The 21,357-nt window shown below is 41.6% G+C and carries 21 protein-coding genes; all 21 read right to left on the bottom strand.

The genetic code is table 11. From position 1 onward, the window contains the following. Positions 1–289: 289 nt before the first annotated feature. The 21 genes from glgP to NOL38_RS08355 all read right to left on the bottom strand — a co-directional run bounded on the left by glgP (position 290) and on the right by NOL38_RS08355 (position 21,038). Complete coding sequence (gene glgP / locus NOL38_RS08455; RefSeq protein ID WP_277941907.1) at positions 290–2,554, bottom strand: glycogen/starch/alpha-glucan family phosphorylase; 2,265 nt, start codon at positions 2,552–2,554, stop codon at positions 290–292. Continuing rightward, positions 2,547–4,055: a 4-alpha-glucanotransferase gene (gene malQ / locus NOL38_RS08450; protein ID WP_014637505.1), complete on the bottom strand. Its 1,509-nt coding sequence runs from the start codon at positions 4,053–4,055 to the stop codon at positions 2,547–2,549. Before malQ ends, glgP begins: the two co-directional genes overlap by 8 nt. Before the next feature lie 182 nt (positions 4,056–4,237). Next, positions 4,238–6,337 (bottom strand): ATP-dependent Clp protease ATP-binding subunit, encoded by a 2,100-nt coding sequence (locus tag NOL38_RS08445; RefSeq protein ID WP_277941906.1) that lies wholly within the window; start codon positions 6,335–6,337, stop codon positions 4,238–4,240. 623 nt (positions 6,338–6,960) lie between these two features. Continuing rightward, positions 6,961–7,371 (bottom strand): peptide deformylase, encoded by a 411-nt coding sequence (locus tag NOL38_RS08440; protein WP_172064694.1) that lies wholly within the window; start codon positions 7,369–7,371, stop codon positions 6,961–6,963. A gap of 29 nt (positions 7,372–7,400) precedes the next feature. Continuing rightward, positions 7,401–8,633, bottom strand: a complete 1,233-nt coding sequence (locus tag NOL38_RS08435; protein WP_277941905.1) for an aminoacyltransferase — start codon at positions 8,631–8,633, stop codon at positions 7,401–7,403. Further along, positions 8,633–9,859, bottom strand: coding sequence for a peptidoglycan bridge formation glycyltransferase FemA/FemB family protein (locus tag NOL38_RS08430; RefSeq protein WP_277941904.1), 1,227 nt, complete (start codon positions 9,857–9,859; stop codon positions 8,633–8,635). Before NOL38_RS08430 ends, NOL38_RS08435 begins: the two co-directional genes overlap by 1 nt. Positions 9,860–10,155: 296 nt before the next feature. Next, on the bottom strand, positions 10,156–10,884 hold the full coding sequence (locus NOL38_RS08425; protein WP_277941903.1) for a MerR family transcriptional regulator: 729 nt from the start codon (positions 10,882–10,884) through the stop codon (positions 10,156–10,158). 68 nt (positions 10,885–10,952) lie between these two features. After that, positions 10,953–11,651 carry an ion transporter gene (locus tag NOL38_RS08420; protein ID WP_024401555.1) on the bottom strand — a complete coding sequence of 233 codons (699 nt, stop codon included), beginning with the start codon at positions 11,649–11,651 and terminating at the stop codon, positions 10,953–10,955. A gap of 1 nt (position 11,652) precedes the next feature. Beyond that, a complete protein-coding gene (locus tag NOL38_RS08415; RefSeq protein WP_277941908.1) occupies positions 11,653–12,741 on the bottom strand; it encodes a nucleotidyltransferase in 1,089 nt (362 codons plus the stop codon). Next, entirely contained in the window at positions 12,738–13,484 is a 747-nt protein-coding gene (locus NOL38_RS08410) for a class I SAM-dependent DNA methyltransferase (protein WP_277941902.1), read from the bottom strand. Before NOL38_RS08410 ends, NOL38_RS08415 begins: the two co-directional genes overlap by 4 nt. Before the next feature lie 153 nt (positions 13,485–13,637). Next, the gene (gene rsfS, locus NOL38_RS08405) at positions 13,638–13,997 is read right to left on the bottom strand and encodes a ribosome silencing factor (RefSeq protein ID WP_277941901.1); all 360 of its coding nucleotides are present in this window, start codon (positions 13,995–13,997) and stop codon (positions 13,638–13,640) included. A 1-nt stretch (position 13,998) separates the two neighbouring features. Then, positions 13,999–14,508 carry a cysteine hydrolase family protein gene (locus NOL38_RS08400; RefSeq protein WP_277941900.1) on the bottom strand — a complete coding sequence of 170 codons (510 nt, stop codon included), beginning with the start codon at positions 14,506–14,508 and terminating at the stop codon, positions 13,999–14,001. Beyond that, on the bottom strand, positions 14,505–14,960 hold the full coding sequence (locus NOL38_RS08395; RefSeq protein ID WP_277941899.1) for a GNAT family N-acetyltransferase: 456 nt from the start codon (positions 14,958–14,960) through the stop codon (positions 14,505–14,507). Before NOL38_RS08395 ends, NOL38_RS08400 begins: the two co-directional genes overlap by 4 nt. Positions 14,961–14,962: 2 nt before the next feature. Further along, positions 14,963–15,550 (bottom strand): bis(5'-nucleosyl)-tetraphosphatase (symmetrical) YqeK, encoded by a 588-nt coding sequence (gene yqeK, locus NOL38_RS08390; RefSeq protein ID WP_277941898.1) that lies wholly within the window; start codon positions 15,548–15,550, stop codon positions 14,963–14,965. Beyond that, positions 15,547–16,179: a nicotinate-nucleotide adenylyltransferase gene (locus NOL38_RS08385; RefSeq protein WP_014637492.1), complete on the bottom strand. Its 633-nt coding sequence runs from the start codon at positions 16,177–16,179 to the stop codon at positions 15,547–15,549. Before NOL38_RS08385 ends, yqeK begins: the two co-directional genes overlap by 4 nt. Positions 16,180–16,191: 12 nt before the next feature. Continuing rightward, positions 16,192–16,503, bottom strand: a complete 312-nt coding sequence (gene yhbY, locus NOL38_RS08380; RefSeq protein ID WP_024379048.1) for a ribosome assembly RNA-binding protein YhbY — start codon at positions 16,501–16,503, stop codon at positions 16,192–16,194. Positions 16,504–16,770: 267 nt separating this feature from the next. After that, on the bottom strand, positions 16,771–17,877 hold the full coding sequence (gene yqeH, locus NOL38_RS08375) for a ribosome biogenesis GTPase YqeH (protein WP_011922650.1): 1,107 nt from the start codon (positions 17,875–17,877) through the stop codon (positions 16,771–16,773). Further along, a complete protein-coding gene (locus tag NOL38_RS08370; RefSeq protein WP_002935150.1) occupies positions 17,878–18,405 on the bottom strand; it encodes a YqeG family HAD IIIA-type phosphatase in 528 nt (175 codons plus the stop codon). A 128-nt stretch (positions 18,406–18,533) separates the two neighbouring features. Then, positions 18,534–19,217, bottom strand: coding sequence for an SEC10/PgrA surface exclusion domain-containing protein (locus tag NOL38_RS08365; RefSeq protein WP_238138862.1), 684 nt, complete (start codon positions 19,215–19,217; stop codon positions 18,534–18,536). 235 nt (positions 19,218–19,452) lie between these two features. Next, positions 19,453–20,082: a copper homeostasis protein CutC gene (locus NOL38_RS08360; RefSeq protein WP_105119930.1), complete on the bottom strand. Its 630-nt coding sequence runs from the start codon at positions 20,080–20,082 to the stop codon at positions 19,453–19,455. Between the two features lie 47 nt (positions 20,083–20,129). Then, positions 20,130–21,038, bottom strand: coding sequence for a DMT family transporter (locus tag NOL38_RS08355; RefSeq protein WP_277941897.1), 909 nt, complete (start codon positions 21,036–21,038; stop codon positions 20,130–20,132). Between the last annotated feature and the right edge of the window lie 319 nt (positions 21,039–21,357).

The following is a 21,357-nucleotide window of genomic DNA, read 5'->3' as shown; positions in this document are numbered from 1 at the left end:
TAAAAAACGGATTTTGATTGCTTTGAACATAAAGAAAGAGAGAACGAAGTTCGTCATCTCTAGGTGTTAGCTTTTCATCTACCCACTACAGTTGACAAAGAGCCGAATTTTATAGTTATAAAAAGAATGTCTCCGCTTTTTTGCAGAGACATTCTTTGCATTTATATACTAAGGAGAGCACCAATAATGATAAAAACTGGTAGTTTTTATTCTTCAACACATAGGAAGAATTGATCTGATAAGTTTTGGAGTGGTTCAATCAACTTTCCTACTAATTGTTGGAATTCAATTAGTTACTGTGCCAGATGTCTTGATTGTACTGTTCAATGGTACGGTCAGATGAGAAGAATCCAGCTTTAGCAATGTTATGAACAACTTTCTTGTTCCATGAATCTTGATCTTCGTAATCTGCAAAGACTTGTTCTTTTACTTCAATGTATTCAGCCAAGTCAATCAAGGTCATGAACCAGTCTTTCGAAATCAATTCATGGTGCAGACGACCAAGACGTTCTTCGTTACCAAGTGCTTTTACCTCATCGCTAACGATAAAGTCAACTGCACGTTTGATATTGGCATCGCCATTGTAGTAGTCCGCAGATACATATCCAGCCTTATCGTACAAGTCGATGATGGTATCTGAGTCTTTACCAAATGTATAGATGTTATCCATACCAGCCAACTCAGCAATCTCAACGTTGGCACCGTCCATGGTACCAAGTGTCAATGCACCGTTCAACATGAATTTCATGTTACCAGTACCTGACGCTTCTTTAGAAGCCAATGAGATTTGTTCTGAAATATCTGTTGCAGGGATGAGTTTCTCAGCAACTGTCACATTGTAGTTTTCTACCAAGTGAACATTGAGGTATTTATTTACTTCTGGGTCATTGTTGATCAACTCTGACAAGCAAAGAATCAAATGAATGATGTCTTGAGCGATAATATAAGCTGGAGCTGCTTTACCACCGAAGATAACAGTGATTTTACGTTTCGGAAGGTTACCATTCTTGATTTCAAGGTATTTATGGATAACATACAAGGCATTCATTTGTTGGCGTTTGTACTCGTGGAAACGTTTGATTTGTGTATCGATGATAGAGTTTTCATCCAGCTCGATACCTTTATTGTCTTTCAAATAACGTTTGAGAGCCAATTTGTTGTTGTGTTTGATTTCCGCCAACTTAGCATGAACTTCTTTGTCATCAGCAAAGGCCAGCAATTTCTCAAGCTTAGTCGCATCTGTCAAGTACTCATCACCAATCAATTCTTTGATGTAGTCAGCGAGGTCTTGGTTGGCAAATTCCAACCAACGGCGGAAAGTGATACCGTTTGTTTTATTGTTAAATTTTTCTGGGTAAAGCTCATAGAAAGCTTTCAATTCAGAGTTTTTGAGGATTTCTGTGTGAAGCGCAGCTACACCGTTCACTGAGTTAGAGAAGTGGATATCCATGTGAGCCATGTGTACACGACCTGATTCATCAATGATTTGGACTGCTGGGTCTTTAATTTCTGCACGAATAAGGGCATCCAATTCTTTGATAATATCAACCAAGTGTGGCACCACTTCTTCAAGGAAATCAAGTGGCCATTTTTCAAGTGCTTCCGCCAAGATAGTGTGGTTTGTGTAACCAGTCATATTCTTAACGATGGCAACTGCTTCCGCAAATTCAATACCATGTTTTTCAGTCAAAAGACGGATCAACTCAGGGATCACCATTGATGGGTGAGTATCGTTGATTTGCACATAAGCGTAATCAGCCAAGTCATGCAAGTTTGAACCGCGCTCAATTGCTTCATCAATCAAAAGTTGAGCAGCATTTGATACCATGAAGTATTGTTGGTAGATACGGAGCAATTCACCATTCTTATCAGAATCATCTGGGTACAAGAAGAGTGTCAAGTTTTCTTTAATATCAGTCTTGTCAAATGAAATACCGTCTGTAATCAAGTCATAGTTTACTGACTCAATATCAAACAAATTGAGGTAGTTCTTAGTCTCTTTTTTATAGCCAAGAATATCAAGACGATCCAATTTTGATTTCAAAGTGAAGTTTTTGAATGGAACATCATAGCTGATAGTTGTTGGAATCAACCAAGAATCATTTTCAATCCAGAAGTTTGGCTCTGCTTCTTGCTCATTTTTCTTAAATACTTGGCGGAAAAGACCACAGTGGTAGTTCAGACCAACACCCTCACCGTTGATAGCAAGTGTTGACATAGAATCAACGAAACATGAAGCTAGACGTCCCAAACCACCGTTACCAAGTGATGGTTCTGGTTCAACATCTTCAACTTGCGCCAATGATTTACCAGCTGCTGCCAATTCTGCTTGAACGTCTTTGTACACGCCCAAGTTAATCAAGTTGTTTGACAAGAGTTTACCGATAAGGAACTCAGCTGAGATATAGTAAACTTTACGTTTTCCTGTGTTTTTTGGTTTTGTCGCCGCAGCTTCTTTTACGTAGTTTAACAATTGAAGATAGATTTCTTCATTTGTCAAATCAGCTAATTTCTTCGAAGTATTTGTTTCTGCAAATGTTGTAAATTTAGTCATGGTTTTCATTTCCTCGTTGGTATAGTAATGTCATTTTTGTCAAGAAGTCTTTGCATTCTTGGGTCAAGTCTTCAGCTTTCATGCGCCATTCCCAGTTTCCACCGATAGTTGACGGCATATTCATTCGACTTTCTTCACCCAAGTCTAGGACGTCTTGCATGGTTGCAATAGCTGTATCACTCACTGTTGCAAACAGCATACGGAGCATAGCTTGGCTAACTTTTTCAATCGGCTTACGGTTGCTGTAGGCGTCCACGTATTCTTGTTGTTCTGGATCAAGATTGTTGTACCAGCCATTGACAACCTCATTATCGTGAGTTCCAGTGTAGGCAACTGAATTTGGAATGCAACGGTGTGGAGCATCGATACTCTTACCTGTTACATCAAAGAAACCAAATTCTAAGATTTTCATGCCTGGATAGCCACAATCTGCAAGCAATTTGCGAGCTTTAGCGTCAATGTTTCCAAGGTCTTCTGCAATGATTGGAAGGTCTCCAAGTGTTTCTTTGACAGCCTTGAAGAGATTGTAGCCAGGACCTGGTTCCCAGGTACCAACCTTAGCTACTTCTGCCTTACCATCAACTTGCCAGAAGTCTGAGAAACCTTTGAAATGGTCAATCCGAAGGACATCATAAAGTTTGAAACTTTCATGGATACGATAAATCCACCAGTTATAGCCTGTTTTTTCATGTTCTGGCCAATCATAAATAGGATTTCCCCATAATTGACCATCTGCCGAGAAGTTATCAGCTGGTACACCTGCTACATAAAGCGGCTTGCGTTCACTGTCCAATTTGAATAGTTGGGGTTTTGTCCACACTTCAACGCTATCAGCAGAAACATAGATTGGCATGTCTCCGATGATTTTGATGTGGTGTTTGTTGGCATATTCTTTCAATTGTTTCCATTGGCTGAAGAAGAAATACTGTGTTACTTTGTAGTAGTCGATTTGATTTGCCAATTCTAAGCGGTACTTATCAAGAGCTTCCTCGTTGCGAGCTACAACTTTTTTATCTTCCCATTCTTGGAGAGCTTTATTACCAAAGTATTCCTTGATAGCCATGAACTCAGCATAATCTGTCAACCAAGATGAGTTAGCCTTTTCAAACTCTAGAAAAGCAGCTTTCTTCTTATCATCTTGTAAAAATGCTTGAACTGCCTTCTCCAAAATTGGTCGGCGAACTTGATAGATAAGAGCATAGTCTACTTTTTCAGGATTATCTCCAAAATTTACATCTTGGAAATCTTCTGTTGCCAATAAGCCATCTTCAACCAAGAGGTCAAAGTCTATCAAGTGTGTATTTCCTGCAATAGCAGAGAAAGACTGGTAAGGAGAATCTCCATAGCTTGTAGTTGTTAGTGGTAAAATCTGCCAGTAGGTTTGCTTGGTTTCCACCAAGAAATCTACAAAATCATAGGCAGACTGTCCAAAAGTACCAATACCAAACTTACCTGGAAGTGAGGTAATATGCATCAAAATTCCACTGGTACGATTTGTCATAAAAACGTTTTCCTTTCTGTCGGTTACGAATATAGTTTAACGCAAACGTTTGCACTTGTCAAGGATTTTATAAAAAAAGTTTTAATGTGCTCTAGAAAGCCTATTTTATAGCATTTGTTAGCGAATAACAAAAAAGAAAAAATCAGATATTTCTATCCGATTTTTCAAATTCTTCACTATTTTTAAGCAAAGCTTTGCTCTTTTATTTGGATGCTTCCATCAACCACATCCGCTTCCAGATATTTGACCTCAACATGATCCAAATAGTAATCTGTTACCTTGTCTCGAATCTGATTTTCAATCACACGGCGCAGAGGACGGGCTCCCATTGCCTGATCATAGCCTTCTTCCATCAAGAATTCTTTGGCAGCTTCCGTTACCGTTAATTGGATGCCTTTCTTCGCCAGGGTATTATTGACCTGGGCCAAGAGTAATTCTACAATGGCTTTGAGATCATCTTTATCCAAGTGCTTGAATTCGATAACTGCGTTGAAACGGTTGAGAAATTCTGGACGGAAGTATGGTGCGATGCGGTCCATGATGTCTTGATTTTCTTCACCTTCTGCCATTCCATAACCAAAACCTGCATTAGATGTAGCGATGATAATGGTATTCTTAAAGTTAACTTGGTTGCCCTGTCCATCAGTCAAATGACCATCATCTAGCACTTGCAAGAGAAGGGTAATCACTTGCGGATCTGCCTTTTCAATCTCATCCAAGAGGACAATGGAGTAAGGATTGCGGCGGACACGTTCGGTGAGAGTATGGGAATTGTCATCATAACCAACATAACCAGCTGTGGTACCGATTAATTTGGAAACGGCTGTCCGATCGCTGTATTCAGACATATCCAGGCGGATAATGGCATCCTTGTTACCAAACAAGTCTAGCGCTAACTGTTTTGCCAACTCGGTCTTACCTACACCTGTCGGACCGACAAAGAGGAAGGAACCAATCGGACGGTTTCCGTCATCAAAACCTGCACGATTCCGACGAATGGCACGAGATACAGCTTCCACCGCATCGTCTTGACCGATAACGTTAGCTGCCAGACGATTTTTCAATTCCTTGAGTCGTTCAATGTCAGAAGCTCCCATTTGTGAGACTGGGATGCCTGTCATTCGCTCAACTGCCTGAGCCACATCATTAACAGTCGCTACCACTTTCTGTTGCTCTGTATGAGTATCAATCTGTTTTTGTAGCTTATCAATACGGACTTTTTCATTCAAGGCTTTTTCATAATCCTCTTTTTCAGCTGCTTCCAACTGCAACTGTTTTGCCTCAGCCATTTCTGCTTCTAAGGTCTGAATATCTGTCACAGGATGTTGTGCAGCCAAGTGAGCAGCGGTCACATCGACCAGGTCAATGGCCTTATCAGGCAAGCTACGTTGTGGAATATATTGGACGGAATAATCAACCGCAGCTCTCAAGACCTCATCTGGCAATTCAATATTGTGGTGGGCTTCATAAAGCGGCTTAATCCCTTTCAAAATCTGGTAGGTGTCTTCTGCGGACGGAGCATTAACCTTGACTTCATTGAAACGACGAGCCAGAGCGGCATTCTTGTGAATGGTATTGCGGTATTCGTCCTGTGTAGTGGCACCGATAACCGTCAATTCTCCACGGGAAAGAGCTGGTTTGAGAATATCCGCTAAGCCCTTGGAACCTGAGTCACCACCAGTGCTACCAGCTCCCAAAATCTGATGAATTTCATCAAAGAAGAGAATGATGTTTCCTGCTTTTTTGACTTCATCCACAAGATTTTGCACATTTTCCTCAAAAGCTCCGCGGTACTGGGTCCCTGCCTCCAAGCCAGAAATGTCAATGGAGATGATTTCCTTGTTCTTAATAGCTGCTGGCACATCTCCGTTGACAATGGCTTGAGCCAATCCTTCTACTACCGCAGTTTTACCAACACCAGCATCACCGACCAAAACAGGATTATTTTTCGTACGGCGAGCCAAAATTTCCGCTGTTTCTTGGATTTCCTTGTTTCGTCCAATGACTGGATCCAACTTACCTTCACGCGCATCTTGGGTCAAATTGCGACCAAGTTTTGCAAGAATCCCGTCTGACTTTATCTGACCTTTAGCCTGTGTTTGAGCCACTTCTTCTGTCTGTGGCAGACGACCAGTCTGACGGTACATAGCGAATTCCTCCGGTGTCACTTCACGCCCATTGATAGAATAACGGCGACGTTCTGTGCTGTAACCACCCATATTGCCCATAAGTTGATTGAAAATGTCGTCCATATTGTTAAAGTTATTGAAATTGTTGTTCATAGTTTTTACCTCGTTTAAGTTTTATTTGTTTTTAACTTTTACTGACCTTTGTTTTAAAAAAATTGATTTAGTCTTTTAGTTTGCTTTTAGTACTAGCTCAAAAGGTTTGAGGAACCTTTTGAGCTGTGCGGGGGTGGGAGTGAAACAGTCTGGGGTTAGACTGTTTCAGCTCAACAACTGGAAATAAGGACTTGTTGACTAACTCTTCTATGAATGGTCGAATTCTTTCACACTCCCCATTCGCTGCAGTAATAAAAGATAAACTAAATGACGCTAATAGGGTATAATCCTGTCTTTCATAGTAACCTCCTCGGAAGTTTGTCTTTTACTGACCAATAGATTCAAGAGTAAGTCAAACCGTTCTCGTTTGACCTAAACTGATCTTTTGTTCAAAGAATTCGTAAGGTCCTTTACCTTACGTAATCTTATTCTACACCATTGGTCAGTAAAAGTCAACAGTTTTGTTTGACCTTTTTTGACTTTTTATAGTCGAATGAATTTGCTTTCAGACAAGGAACAAAGGCGCAGGCTATACTAAAGTATGGCAAGGCGAAAGTGACGATGTATCAAAGTTAATTCAAATGACTATAAAAAAATCTACCTGACGGTAGATTTGGTAGCTACTAGATGATAATCCCTTCCAAATGATCTAGTTCATGCTGAACAATCTGGGCTTGGAAGTCTGTCAGCTTTAGGCTCTGCTTTTTCCAAGAAGCATCAAAAAACTCCACTTCAATCTCCTGATAGCGAGTGGTCGGACGGATACCTTCGAGCGACAGGCAGCCCTCTTCTGTCTGATAGGGCTTGACCTTGCTGATGAGGATGGGATTGTACATGACCAGGTTGGTGAAGCCCATGTTGACGATGATAATCCGCTTTTTGATGCCAATCATGTTGGCCGCCATGCCCACGCAGGCGTGAGCGTTGGCTGTTAGGGTGTCCTGCAAATCCTGACCGACCTGTACATCTAGCTGAGTCGCAGGCTCAGACTTCTGCTGCAGGAAGAAAATATCTTTCATAATGGGTTGAATCATGGGAACCTCTTTCGATAAAGTATATAGTATTATTTTACTATTTTTTTGATAATTTGAATTATTTTATGCTTTATCGGATGAGGATAGTAACGAAAAGCACCAGCTTTTCTCAAAATATAACCATTAAAGTTCTGTTTAAACCGAAGAACACCATCTGAGCTGTCGAATAAGCCTGTAATCCCTAAGAAATTATAAAACTTGGTAGATTTTTTTATTGCCTTCTTCATTGCGAATTCTTGTAAAACGATTGGAGCATAGAAACTACTGAACTCCTCAAGTGAACCACTAAATAAATACACCAATTCTTGTTTAGTATATATAAACAAACTAGCAGCAATATCTATATCAGATGTCCCATATTTGTTAATCCAGTGTTCAGCATTTTGTTTTCGTTGCTCAAAACTCTCTATTTGACTTTTAATTTCGCGTAGTTCATTCCCTTTTTTTCTAGATTTCGGATTTATACTCAAATCTTGCACTAAATTCTCTGCTATTTTTTTCAATTTATCTTCTTGAGAATGTAATAAATCTAGATAGGTAGTCAGATTCAAACTTGCAATTAAGAAATCCGCTCCATCACTAAATGTATCAAATAGATCTTGATAATATTCTAACGGTTTATCTGTATAATCTCTTCTGTTTGAAGTAGTTTCTGTTATAGCTTTAAATCGCGGTAGTTCATCCTTTGTTAATCTAGTAATTTTCAGTCCAAAGCTATTAGCCTTCTTACTAAGAACTTTCCCTTTTTTACTAAAGGAGGATACTAAGGTATCTTCAGTAATCCCCTCCAAATCCTTCACATAATGCCAAACCGGCTCTCCATCTGGATAACCTGTTTGTAAGCCATCATGTTTAAATCCAACTTGCACCATCTTCTCAATTAGTTGAGTATCTGCTTCACTAATTGGATTCCCTACACTATCAAAGAGTTGATAGGCTTGGGAAGGCTTGACCACCAATTCAAGTACGCCTTCACGCTTAGCATAGTTTTTTAAAGATTGGTAAAATTCCTCCAAATAAGCATCATCGGTAACCAGCGGTCCAGAATTCAATTCCATATACAAACCACCAGCCATCTTCTTACAGAAAAGCAAAGTAGAAATAACAATCTCTGATTGTGAATTTTTAAAGCCAGCATAGCGAACATCATATCCTCGCTTGGATAGTAATCCAGCCATCTCAACAGATTGAAAAAATGATTTTTCATTTACTTGTTCACAATGCTTTAAAAATTCTTCTTTAGTTATTTGACAAAAAGTCATTATTTTTTCTTCCTTAATTTTTTTCTAATTTCCAGTAAAACTTGAAAAATCTTATATAATATTGGCGAAACAATCAGGTCGAATTCCCCAATATACTCTTCTACTACTGGATTCAAATGTGATTTAAAGTGATAAAGGCCTCCGTCTAAAGTTGGCTCTATTCCTCCTAAATTTTGCCATTTCACACCTCGTTCGAAAGCATACTTTGCTGTCTCCACCCATGTTAGTAAAGCAGGCTGATAATGTTTAAACTTTTCATCCATACCAGCATAGATATTTTCAGATGTTCCTGCAAAATTAATTGTCAAAGTACCAGCCAATGGAACTAACTTACTCCCGTTACAAGTCAGAGAATTTATCATTTCTAATTCTGTATTTATTCTTCGGGTTTCTTTTTTATAATTTTCAATCTTCGATTGTCTCGTAGTGGAGGTGAAAGTCATGGCTTCTTTTACTAATTTTTCTTCAAGATAAGATAACTGTTCATATCTCTTTGCTAAATCCAAATAGGCAACTACAATATAAGAATTTTCTGGATAGGCATTCAATATTTTTTGATAATACTCTCTCCCCCGCAAGCGAATAGATTTGCGCTCCTCAGTCTTTTTTAATAGCTCTGAAAAATCTCTTAACAATTCCTCACGACCAATTCGAATCTCAATACCTTTATTACGCGCCGACCGAATATTTTGTCGAACTCGTTTATTTAGTGATTCCTCTGAGAAGGATTCGCTATATAATACTGCATGACAAGTAGGTTGGATTGTAGCCGACATGGTCTGCACTCGACCAGACCAAATACCTCCCAAATCAACAATCCTATCTTTGACGGCAAGTACATTTAATTCTTCTTCCCTATCTCCTGTTATAGTTTTACTAGATAGTCGAATAAATGGATCGAATTTTATAACAACACTGCGTTCTCGGAGGGCAAATTCTTTAATGGACTTAAATACAAATGATACTAATTCAGCATCTTCATAATCCATTACAGGACCTCTTGGTATATAAATCATCGTAAAACCAAATGGTACTACCAACCTTCTGATAAGAAGAGAAGCAACTGCCACTAATTTCCCATCTTTAAAAAAGCCTAGTCTCTCATTTCGCCACTCACTTTTTACGGTTGCCCACTGGCTACTCTGCAAAAGATTGGCCTGTGGTGATTGCTTTACAAATGAATCATGTTCCTCAGCAGAAATACCTATTTTATAAGTGTAAGACATTGATTATTTCCCTTATTCATAATTACTTTTAACGCTAATTAGGAAGGGCTTGCCCGTAGTGTCAAGCCCTGCTATACTAGTATAGCAAGCGATTTTGTCAAGTATTTTTACTCAATCATAAAAAATAATAATGTTTTACCATATATGCCACGAAATTACTTAGAAATATATATAATCGTTTCCTTTTGCTTCTAGTATTTTAAAATTTCGCAATGTACCTCCAAGTCATAATTAAATTGATATATACATAGCCAAGATGAACATAAAAAGCCTAGTTCTCACTAGACTTGTACTCTTTATTCTTTGCAGTAGACCGCGATGGCCTTGCTGACAAAACTGGCTGTGCCTGGTCCACCTGCTCGGTCAATATTGGTTGTAAATCGTTCATCTTCAACATACATAAGACCTAGATTTTGTAAGATTTCCTTGGTGCAGGTGTAGAAATTTTCCGTGATATAGGCCTGCAAAGTAGCTACCTGAGCCTGTACATCTGGATGACTTGCTTCCAAGCTCTGCATTTTTCCAAAATCTTCAAAAATGGCCTGCATCTCTTGGGCAAACACTCGGTCCTTACTGGCTTCGTAACCTTCTTCAAACTCAGCATAGGCCGCGGTCTGTCCCCACCGCTCCTTGGCCTCCGTCTTGTAGGCTTCTAGTTGACTGCTGTCAAATGCGTGAAAGTCCATGACTTCTCCTCCTTTTTCTGTGAGCAATCTGGCGTGATTGATGATGCGGTCCAACCGTTCCCTTTTGAGCTCTAAAAGGGCGACATGTTCCCGCAAGACCTGCTGACGATTGATCTCCGTCACATCCAGAAGCTGCTGAATATCTTTGAGAGGAAAATCCAATTCACGAAATAAGAGAATTTCCTGCAGACGAGCCAAATTCTCTTGATTATAGTAGCGATAACCATTTTCTGCCACAAATGCTGGTTTGAGCAAACCAATCTGGTCATAGTGATGCAAGGTCCTCACCGTCAAGCCCGTCAGCTGACTAACCTGCTTAACTGTCCAATTTTCGTTCATCGAAATCTCCTCTCTATGCCCAGTATAAAGGATAACGTAAGGTGAGGGTCAAGGGAAAAATGAATTTTTTATCCCTTCTTTGTAATTTCATTCATATAGCCAGCCGTAATAATCCCCGCAGGTAGAGCAACAATCGCAATTCCAATTATCGAGGAAAACATTGTAATGATTTTTCCTAGTATTGTTGTTGCAAATATATCACCATAACCAACAGTAGTTAATGAAATTGTCGCCCAATAAATTGCATCAAAAAATGTTTCAAAAGTATCAGGCTCAACCGAAAAAATCAATAAAGCAGTAAAGAAAATATAACCAACAGCCAGGCTTGCTACTAGCAATAATGACTCTTTTTGATTTTGCAAAACGTTCGTCAAAATCTGAATGTTTTTTGAATAGCGGATAACTTTGAAAACTCGAAGTACTCGCCCCATCCGTACAATTTTCAATAATCGAAGACTGTTATTAAAGTATAAAAAAGTCGGTAAAATGGACAATAAGTCCACTATGGCTAATAGGCTAAATGGGTAGAACAGAAATGATAGTTTTCCTTTTTGCAATTTGAAATCAGCTGTTAGTATTCTAAAAAGATAATCCAAGCAAAAAATAGCAGTCGAAATATAATCCATTAACAAATGAAAAGAATTCGTATGCTTAGACATCAAAGGAATCAAACTAACCACTATTGCAAATAACATTATTAAGTTATAGCAACGTGACAATAAACTATCGTTATCATTTTCTAGAATACAAAATAATTTTTCCCTCATCTCACTCCACCCTCACCGGTACGCGCCCGTAGCTCTGCTCTGCTATTGCGTCAGCGCCCAGTTGATAGACCAAATCCGCCTGCTGGGTCAGGCTGTCCCAGGGCTCTTTGCCGATCCGCGTCACCAGGTCCACCCGCTCCTTGACGGTCTTGAGATAGGCCTGGCCTCGAGCCGAAAAGCCTAGGACATGGATCGCTTCTGGCAAGGGAGTTTCCATCGCATTGACCAGGATGTAGGTCAGCACCCGCCGCACCCGCGCCTTGGTGTAGCGCTTGGTCGCAACGGCCTCCACCAACTCCTCCACGGTCGCTACGCTCCCAATGGCAGAGCGGATACGACTGGCCAGTTCTTCGTTGACCTGAAAGACCTGACTGAGATCTGAGTGGGTCGCAATCTGGTAGCGGAGCAGCGGAAAATAGTTTCTCCAGCTTACCTTGGTCGCCTCTTCGAAAAGACTGACAGACGGTAAAAAGCCGCGAACCAAGTCCAGCTGGTCAGCCCCCTTGCGGATAGCTGTCGCCGAGGCGTAGGACGTTTCCACCTCTTCCGAATGAAAACCAGCTCCCTGCCGTTGAACAGGGCTGAGCTGAATGCCTGTTCCAGCCACCGCCTTAGCATAAGCCAGAGCCAGAATATGGTTGGGCGTATCACCTGTGAAGGTTAGACCCGCAAACTCCTGCCACATAGCCTGGGTCTTCTGTGGATAAGAGAGATGGTCAGGCAAGTTTTTCACAAAATTTTCCATCTCTTCCGACTTATCCACATAGATATCCGCAATTTTCTGGTAATCCAGCATTTCTTCCGTACCGAAAACCAGTTTTTCCACACCTAGCCTGTGTAAAATGCTGATGGCTCCCTTGGCGAAATGGTCAGCCGACTGGACCGACACTAAAAAGGGCATCTCGACAACAAGATCTGCCCCGTGTTCCAAAGCCATCTGAGCCCGTGTCCACTTATCCACAATAGCTGGCTCACCCCGTTGCATAAAATTGCCAGACATAACCACAATTTTCAATCCTTCCGCCTGTTCCAGCAGGTACTTATGCCCCGTGTGAAAGGGATTGTATTCTGCTATTATCCCTGAAATCATGCCTTGACCGCCTTGAAAAACCACCGCTGGCTTGTTTCCGTAGGAGCCTCATCTTCAAAATCCGCAAAAACTTCCACAGACTTGAAACCAGCTTGTTTCAATAATTCCACATAGGTTTCAATCGGATAGGTCCGCTCTTCATGCACTTCATCCCGACGGATAAACCGCTCCTCTTGACTGTCCTCATCTTTGACAAAGAAGGTCAATTCATGCACAATGGAATGCTCATGCTCACCTTCGTAGGTGTCCCAGACAAAGGCAAAATCCTCGTAGTTTTCATGGTAGCTATAGCCTGCAAAGACCTCCTCCATTTGATAGATGGAGTGAACGTCAAAAAGGAAAGTACCACCTTGATTGAGAACAGAGTGAACGCCTTCAAAGACCCGCAAAACAGCTTCTTGGTCCGCCATGTAGCAAAGGCTGTCCGAGTAACAGGTCACCGCATCGAAATCTCCAACACCTTCCAGAGCCATCATATCTGCCTGGGCCAATTCCATCATGACACCAGCAGCTTCTGCTTTTTTCTGGGCCAATTCCAACATTTCATAAGACAGGTCAAGCCCTGTCACCTCATAACCCTTTTGAGCAAAACGTACAGCCTGAATCCCTGTCCCACAGGCCAATTCTAAAATTGTCTTGGTGTCTTGTGGCAAGTTCCGCAAGCTAAAATCTGTCCATTTATCATACAAGCTGTCATCCATGATTTCATCATAGACCGCCGCAAATGTTTCATAAGTTGCCATATTTTCCTTTCATAAAAAGCAGCCAATCGACTGCTTCATTAACTCATGCTGTGTTCAAGAAGTTCATCACTTCTAATTACATAATAGTGAACTCTATTTGGTCACTTTCGAATTTTATGGTGACCAGCTGAAACAATTCCCCAAACTGTTTCACTATTCCTCTTCTAAAAAGTCTGCGACTTCCAGGAAGTTGCCTTCATGCCATAATTTTTCAAGGTTGTAGAGGTCACGCATTTCTTCTGAGAAGATATGAATAACTACGCCTCCAAGGTCCAATAGGACCCAGCCACCGTTACTATCGCCTTCTACACGGCTACTCTTGATTCCAACTTCCGCTACCTTTTCACGGATGTTTTCCGCAATAGCCTCCAACTGGCGACTGTTCATGGAGCTGGCAATCACAAAGTAGTCTGTCAGGCTGGTCACGCCTTGAACATCAATTACAACAAGGTCCTCAGCTCGCTTGTCATCAGCAGCCTGAACCACAACTTTTACTAAATCTAGTTCTTTCATCTTATCCTCTAATTATATTTTCTAATTTATCCACCTGGGCAAAATTCCATGACCAGATGTTTTGGTAGTGGTCAATCAAGTCTTTGGCATCCAATTGGCCTGAATAACCTGTCGTCGTTCCGTCCTGAATCACAGCTACCTTGTAGCCTAGTTCAAAGGCTACTTTAATCGTCGTATCAATGCAAAAATTGGTCGCCATGCCCATGATGATGAGCTGCTCAATTCCCTTTTTCTGCAAATAAGCATGAAGCCCCGTTTCCTTGAAGGCACTGTTAAAGGTCTTATCGAAAATCTTCTCACTAGCTAAGGGTGCAACAATTGAGTGAATCTCCCAGTCAGCAGTCCCCTTGACCAATTCCTGATCATGATGGCGGACATGGATGACTTCTAGCCCCGCTTGACGGGCTTGTGCAAGGCTATCTTGCCAGAGGGCTAATCGCTCTTCAATGGCATAAGGTTTTTCCTCCACTAGAAGGTTCTGAATGTCAATGACTAACAATGCAGATTTCATAGCTTAACACCAGGCGTTTCCAAACGGAAGACCAATTCCCTTTCTTCTTCAACATCTAAGACAAAATCATTTTTCTCCAAGAGATGAGCCATCTTCTGATTGCCCTTAACGTATGCTGCAATCAAATGATTGCAGACAGGATGTGATTGAGCCATTGCTATTACGACCTCCAAAGCAGCCTGGCCATAGCCTTTCCCCTGAAATTCTTGACCAATCATAAACCGCCAGAGCATATACTGCTGTATGTCTTCATCAATGTCAATCAAGGCAAAACCAACCACCTGTTCATCCGCCCAGATGGCATAGGGGAAGACATCCCCGTTTTCTCTGTAAAGCCAAGCGTCAGCGAGTGAACGCACGTTTGGAGCCACGAAGACCTTATCTGCCTCGGCTACTGTCAAGTCCAAGACTGCTTGATAGGAGCTTTCATCCACAGATTTTAATGCAATCATCCCTACTCCTTCAAATAAGAAACATAGCCATTATAGGTTTCCAAAGTTTGTGGATAAATGGGAATCCCCTTCTTGGCTAAGTAGGAAATGGTTTGGGCAGTTTCATAGGCTACTGCCTTGTCCAAGGACTCTTTTGCGATACGACGCGCCTCGTCCACCCCAGGAAAATCCCGATTGGGTTCGATGTAGTCCGCTACATAGAGAATCTTGTCCAGCAAGGTCATCTGCCCCGCCCCAACGGTGTGTCGTTGAATGGCTTGGAAAATCTCCTCATCTTCCAAACCAAAATCTTCTGCGATTTTATAGGCGCCAACCACACCGTGCCAGATGTTATTATCCCAGTTGAGCAGGTCCTTGTCCAAATCATACTTGGCAATTAAGTCCAAAAAAACTTGGTCTTCCACTTCCTTAGCATAGTCATGCAAGAGTGCTGCTAGACTGGCTTTTTTCGGATCACAGCCATATTGGTCTGCCAAGACAAGCGCCGCCTGCTCCACACCCAAAACATGTTGGAAGCGCGCTGGCTTCATGGCTACACGGATTTTTTCCAAAAGAGCCTGACGATCAAATGTCAAATCTGCTGCAATCATTGGTAAAGTCCTTTTTCTTCGATATAGTCCAGAACTTCATGAGGCACCATAAAATTCGGCACCCGTCCTTGCTTGATAAAACTACGCACCATGCTGGAGGAAATGTCCATCAAGGGCACATCTACCCAGATAACCGGATAGGAAGTCCCTGCCTTGTAACGAGGGCGCTGGACACCAACAAACTGCACCAACTGGACCAATTCATCAATCCTGTGCCATTTTGGTAGGTAGTCTACCATATCTGCACCGATGATGAAATAATAATCCGTATCAGGATTTTTTTCCTTCAGCAATTTCATGGTGTCGTAGGTATAGCTGACACCACGGCGTTCTAGTTCAATGGTTTCGATCCCCAAGCCCTCAATACCTGCAATAGCCATCTTGAGCATGGAATAGCGATGGTATTCGTCAATGGTTTCTTTTTTATCCACATGAGGCGGAATGAATTCTGGCATGAGCAAGACTTCATCCAGCTTCAACTGTTGACGGACCTGGTCTGCCACAATCAAGTGAGCATTGTGGACAGGATTGAAATTCCCTCCCAAAATTCCCACTTGTTTGCGATTGGTTTCTTTCTTTTCAACCTCTAATTCAACCTTGGTAAAGGGTGTTAAGAGTTCAATAGCCATAGGCTCTCCTTCTTAGATTTCTTTGACCTGTTTGGAAATTTTACGGTTCTCTTTCTTGCTAGATTGTTTGAATAAAATCAAGATGCGACCGATTTTTTGGACCGTATCCACACCGATTTCTTCTTCCAAGATTTCAGCTACTTCGTGGATGTTTTCATCCGTATTTTGTAGCAAGGTTACCTTGATCAATTCACGCGCATCCAGCGCCTGACGAACACTGGTTTTAATCTGGTCATTTAGACCATTTTTCCCAATCTGAATAATGGGTTTGAGACTATGTGCCTGACTGTTCAAAAAGGCACGTTGTTTTGAAGTTAGCATAATTTATTATACAAAGGGCGTTGTAACAGACTGGGAGACTGTTACAATCGAGAAATAAAGAAAACAAAGTTTTTCCTTATTGCGCCGATATACTTAGCCCATGTTCAAATCAGAAGACTTGAACTTCCTTTCTCTTTAATTGTAAAAACTGAAATCAAATACCTATTATACTCAATGAAAATTAAAATCAGACTAGGCGACGCAGATGCAGATAGAACTGGAGTTCATCAAATCAAGTCAACAACGTCTGCTTTTAATTTTCGAAGAGTATTAGATAATGGCCTTGCGAATGACCACATCCACACCCTTAGGCGCCCAGGCAGCAATCTTGGCTTTTTCATTGACACGAATCCAACCAAGTCCTGAGAAGACCACATCCGTCTTCTCGTTGATGGTAAACTCATGACGGACCAATTCAGGAAATTCTTTCAATTCCTTGCTGGTTGGCGGCACTAAAAGTGAGCCCGCATGTTTCTGGTAAAATTCACTAGCTCCCTGCAGTTTGGTACGGTGGAGCTGCAATTCATTGTCAAAGAAGGCCGTAAAGCCTTGGCGTTCACCAGCCACAAAGTCAAATCGTCCCAGACCAGCCAAGAACAAGGTTTGTTCTGGATTGAGCTGGTAGGTCTTTGGCTTGATTTCTTTGCGAGGGCTGATGTACTTGAGGTTTTTAGCCGTCAAATAATGAGCCATCTGGTGACGGTGGATAATTCCTGGCGTATCATAGATGTATGAACCATCGTCCAGAGGAATTTCAATCTTATCCAGCGTCGTTCCAGGGAAACGTGAAGTCGTAATGACATCCTTGTCCCCTGTGATTTCTTGAATAATAGCGTTAATCAAGGTTGACTTGCCGACGTTGGTCACGCCGACCACATAGACATCCCGTCCCTTGCGGTGTTGTTCAATCTTTTCAATCAAGTCCTTGATAGCCTGCTTGTTTTGAGCAGAAGTCAAGACCACATCAACTGGTCGCATGCCGATTTCATGTGCCCGCTCGGTCAACCACTGAGTAACCTTGCCTGTCTTGACAGACTTGGGTAAAATGTCCTGCTTGTTGCCGACCAAAAGCACGTCATTTCCAGAAATAAAGCGAGGTAAGCCTGGAATGACCGAACCATTGAAATCAAAAATATCAATAACATTAACCACCAGGGCATCGCTTTCTCCTACGCTATGGAGGAGTTTCAAGAAATCGTCATCCGAGATATTGACATCTGAAATCTCATTGTAATGGCGCAAACGGAAACAGCGTTGGCAGTAGAGTTGCCCTGTTTCCAGGCCTTTTTCTAGGGCTGATTGAGGTGTAAAACCAGCGACAGCCTTGTCTAGCGTCTGAATCTGGGCACCACAGCCGATACAAAATAATTCTTCCACTTACATCTCCCTCTTGTAGTCTATCGCTCCATATTTAGCGATGATTTTTTTCATGGTCCGTCGCTCACGCCAACGGTTAATCTGCGTATTGATAGAGTCCGTCTTTATCAAGGGTTTAACCAAGACAGACTTGAGACCAGCTCGCTTAGCAGCCCGAATATCCGTCATCAGCTGATCGCCAATCATAATTACCTCATACGGCTGGACATCAAAGCGTTTCAAAGCACGGTTAATCCCAAAGGTGAAAGGCTTGAGAGCGAAGGCTTCAAATTCAATCCCAAATTTTTCAACCGCCCGTTTGACACGTTCGTATTTATTGTTAGACACCACCACAACAGGAATACCTGCGTCCTGCAAATCATGTAACCACTGGCGCATCTCTGGCGTACCATCGGGATTATTCCAAGCAATCAAGGTATTATCCAAGTCAACAAACACTACTTTTATGCCATGTTTTTTCAAGCTTTCGACGGTCACATCATAAGCCTTTTCCAAGGCAAAATCCGGCATGTAATTTTCTAAACTCACTGTCGTCTCCAAAGTTTTTTATCAGATAATTATACCATTTTTCTAAGAAAAATGCGAATCGATAACCAAAAGGAAAACACCCGGTAGTACCGAGTGCCTTCTGGAGGTAATGTAATGGTAGTTGTGAATTAAATCTGACTTTCTTCCAAAATCCAATCCTTAGGAATGAAAATCATATGGGTTAGCAACCAATCAATATCAAGAGTAAATTTTGAAAAAGCAAAACCTATTTGCTCTACTCCTGACTCATCCTCATCCAACCCCAAAATGGTAAGAGCATGTCCATAATCTGCATGACTATCATCGAATAGACGCCACGCGAGAGCGCGATAAATTAACTTCTTAGCATCATAGAGACTGTAACGCTGTCTGTACTCTGAAAATGATTGACAATCCTTACCTTTCGGTTCAACTCCTTTGGTTTTAGCAATGGCAATCAAGCTGTCATAATTATGATAACGCAAAGTACTATTCAAGGATTGGGCTAAACGAACAGCATAGTCCAAAGCAAAATCACTCATCTCCACTGCTACAGTCCCCAACTGTTTACGCAATGGATTCAGAAGTGTTACGGCATATTGAGCCAACTCTTCTCTGATTTCTTTATCTAAATTCTCAATATCAGACAGGATAATTTCCCTATCTGCTTCCTGACCCTTGTAGACATTAAGCAACAGCCCCTGCTCGCCAAGTCTTTCCAATTCCGCATCGAAACCAGTTTTCTCAGCTTGTGCATACTCTAAAAGCTTTTCATAATAGCCATCTGGCAATAGAATCTTATCTGAAATTTCGTGATTTCCAACCATCCCCATGGCATCCTCCCCCACTTGTTTATTTATACCATTATTGTAACAAGTTTATACATTTTTGTAAATATTTTCATATCACAAACTCTTTGTGCAATATGAACAAAAAGCACCCACTTAGGTGCTTTCTAGGAGGGGTATGAAAAAGAATAAACAGAGTATACTCCCTCTTCCTTAAATAAAGCTAATATAAACCCAGAAAAGTAAATAGTCTGCTGAGCTGTTTAGAGGCAGACCTGTCCTACCAAAACAGTCTTGTCCCATGAACTTGGTCAATAGCTAGTTTTTCTAGTAAAGTCGGCACATTGTCCACAGTCAATCCTCCACCAATCAAAATCTCAATTTTACCTTGTGCATAGGCGACAATTTCCTGTAACCACTCCACATTGTTCAAGGCAGACCCTGTCAGACTCCCACGCGTCAAAATCCGTGTCACTCCACGTTCTACCAGCCAATCAAGAGCCTCAAATTGGCGTTCGCGAGGAATTTGGTCAAAAGCCATGTGAAAGACAATCTGACAGTCCTGCGAAACAGCAAACAGTCTTTCCAAGGCTGGTTCGTCCAACCAATTTTCCTCGGTTAACAAACCATAAACCAGACCATCTGACCCCAGTTCAATCGCTACTTTACAATCTTCAACCATCATTTCCACCTCTGCTTCATCGTAGCAAAAATCTCCACCGCGAGGGCGAATCATGGTCATGACTGTGGCTTCATTCTCATGAGCCAGTTGACAAACATGTTTGACCACTCCATAACTCGGCGTCGTCCCTCCGACTGCCAAATTATCACAGAGCTCAATCCGTTTAGCTCCTAGGGATAGGGCCTTCATCACACCTACATGATTTTCGGAACAAAATTCTTTAATCATCTTTATTCCTTTCAAGTTTTTTCTTTAGTATAACAAAAAAGAGTATATTAACCAATACTCTTTTGGGCAACCAATATATCTTTTAAAGAAATAAGCAAAACAGCAAGTAAAATCAACAACATTCCAACAAAATCAATTGCATAAAATTGTTCATTGACCAACCATACTGCAAAAAAGACAGATGCAATCGGCTCAATCGAGGCCAAAAGACTGCCATTGACAGGACCAACCATACTGACGCCTTTAAGAAAGGCAGTATAGGCAAAAATCGTCCCGACTCCGACAATACCTAACAGGCCCAGGAAACTTCCACCATCAATAGGAAGACGATGCTGCCAAGTTTGCAAACCAAGCGTAACCACAAAGCCGCCCATTAACATCCCTAAACCAATCACCGTTATACTGCCGTATTGACGGATCAATTTACCTGGCAAAATAATATATAGCGCATAAGTAAAGGCTGAAAAGATTCCCCAGAACAAACCGATTGGAGTCACTGCCAATTCATCTAATTTGCCATGAGTCGCAATCAAAAAAGTTCCTGCTACGGCTAAGATAATTGAAATCAACTCAATCCCTGATGGTTTTTCCCTATTTTTCAAACAGGTATAAGCCAAGACTAAGATAGGGCAAAGGTATTGTAAAACCGTAGCCGTTCCCGCATTGGTATGATAGATGGCTTGTAAATAAGCCATCTGGTTAAGAACCAGACCCAATATCGCAAAAACAAAAATTCCCAACAAGGCTTTTCTATTTTTCAACACTATCAACAGCTGTTCGTTCGCTGTAGCATAAGCCAGGCCAACGAGAAAGAATCCCGATACCAACAAACGCAGGGAGGTAATCATATCCACTGAAACACCACGTGACATCAAGTACTGTCCACTCACTCCAGACAAGCCCCAGGCTATACCTGCTATTAATGTAATCAGTGTCCCAAATCTCTTTTCCGCCATCATATCTCCTTCTCACACTGTGAATACTTCCATTATACCAAAAAGAGTAGGAATGGAGGAAAAAGGCAGGCCGCCCTCCCTAAGTTCGCGTCAACATCTCAGCGCAGTGGTTGATTGGCAGAGTTGTTCGCGTTTTACGCTCCAAATATGACCTCTACGACTGATGCGAACAGAGTTCGCTTCATCCCCAACCTCAAACTGTCTCCCAGACAGTTTGAGCTGTGCGGGGGGTGGGAGTGAAACAGTCTGGGGATAGACTGTTTCAGCTCAACAACTGGAAATAAGGACTTGTTGACGAACTCTTTAAATCGGTCGAGTT

It is taken from the genome of Streptococcus suis (assembly GCF_029616525.1).
In the GTDB taxonomy this organism is placed as follows: Bacteria; Bacillota; Bacilli; order Lactobacillales; family Streptococcaceae; genus Streptococcus; species Streptococcus suis_AF.
The sequence above is the reverse complement of the archived record's forward strand: the minus strand, read 5'-3'. Positions and strand labels throughout refer to the sequence as shown.

What these genes read in the sequence shown, in the direction of transcription:
- NOL38_RS08385 (WP_014637492.1), bottom strand. Translation starts at nt 16,179, where the DNA reads ATGGCTATTGAACTCTTAACACCCTTTACCAAGGTTGAATTAGAGGTT.
- NOL38_RS08355 (WP_277941897.1), bottom strand. Translation starts at nt 21,038, where the DNA reads ATGGCGGAAAAGAGATTTGGGACACTGATTACATTAATAGCAGGTATA.
- NOL38_RS08365 (WP_238138862.1), bottom strand. Translation starts at nt 19,217, where the DNA reads ATGGGGATGGTTGGAAATCACGAAATTTCAGATAAGATTCTATTGCCA.
- NOL38_RS08425 (WP_277941903.1), bottom strand. Translation starts at nt 10,884, where the DNA reads ATGAACGAAAATTGGACAGTTAAGCAGGTTAGTCAGCTGACGGGCTTG.
- NOL38_RS08430 (WP_277941904.1), bottom strand. Translation starts at nt 9,859, where the DNA reads ATGTCTTACACTTATAAAATAGGTATTTCTGCTGAGGAACATGATTCA.
- NOL38_RS08410 (WP_277941902.1), bottom strand. Translation starts at nt 13,484, where the DNA reads ATGGCAACTTATGAAACATTTGCGGCGGTCTATGATGAAATCATGGAT.
- NOL38_RS08415 (WP_277941908.1), bottom strand. Translation starts at nt 12,741, where the DNA reads ATGATTTCAGGGATAATAGCAGAATACAATCCCTTTCACACGGGGCAT.
- glgP (WP_277941907.1), bottom strand. Translation starts at nt 2,554, where the DNA reads ATGACTAAATTTACAACATTTGCAGAAACAAATACTTCGAAGAAATTA.
- NOL38_RS08420 (WP_024401555.1), bottom strand. Translation starts at nt 11,651, where the DNA reads ATGAGGGAAAAATTATTTTGTATTCTAGAAAATGATAACGATAGTTTA.
- yqeK (WP_277941898.1), bottom strand. Translation starts at nt 15,550, where the DNA reads ATGATTGCAGCAGATTTGACATTTGATCGTCAGGCTCTTTTGGAAAAA.
- NOL38_RS08435 (WP_277941905.1), bottom strand. Translation starts at nt 8,633, where the DNA reads ATGACTTTTTGTCAAATAACTAAAGAAGAATTTTTAAAGCATTGTGAA.
- NOL38_RS08360 (WP_105119930.1), bottom strand. Translation starts at nt 20,082, where the DNA reads ATGATTAAAGAATTTTGTTCCGAAAATCATGTAGGTGTGATGAAGGCC.
- NOL38_RS08400 (WP_277941900.1), bottom strand. Translation starts at nt 14,508, where the DNA reads ATGAAATCTGCATTGTTAGTCATTGACATTCAGAACCTTCTAGTGGAG.
- NOL38_RS08395 (WP_277941899.1), bottom strand. Translation starts at nt 14,960, where the DNA reads ATGATTGCATTAAAATCTGTGGATGAAAGCTCCTATCAAGCAGTCTTG.
- malQ (WP_014637505.1), bottom strand. Translation starts at nt 4,055, where the DNA reads ATGACAAATCGTACCAGTGGAATTTTGATGCATATTACCTCACTTCCA.
- NOL38_RS08445 (WP_277941906.1), bottom strand. Translation starts at nt 6,337, where the DNA reads ATGAACAACAATTTCAATAACTTTAACAATATGGACGACATTTTCAAT.
- NOL38_RS08440 (WP_172064694.1), bottom strand. Translation starts at nt 7,371, where the DNA reads ATGATTCAACCCATTATGAAAGATATTTTCTTCCTGCAGCAGAAGTCT.
- rsfS (WP_277941901.1), bottom strand. Translation starts at nt 13,997, where the DNA reads ATGAAAGAACTAGATTTAGTAAAAGTTGTGGTTCAGGCTGCTGATGAC.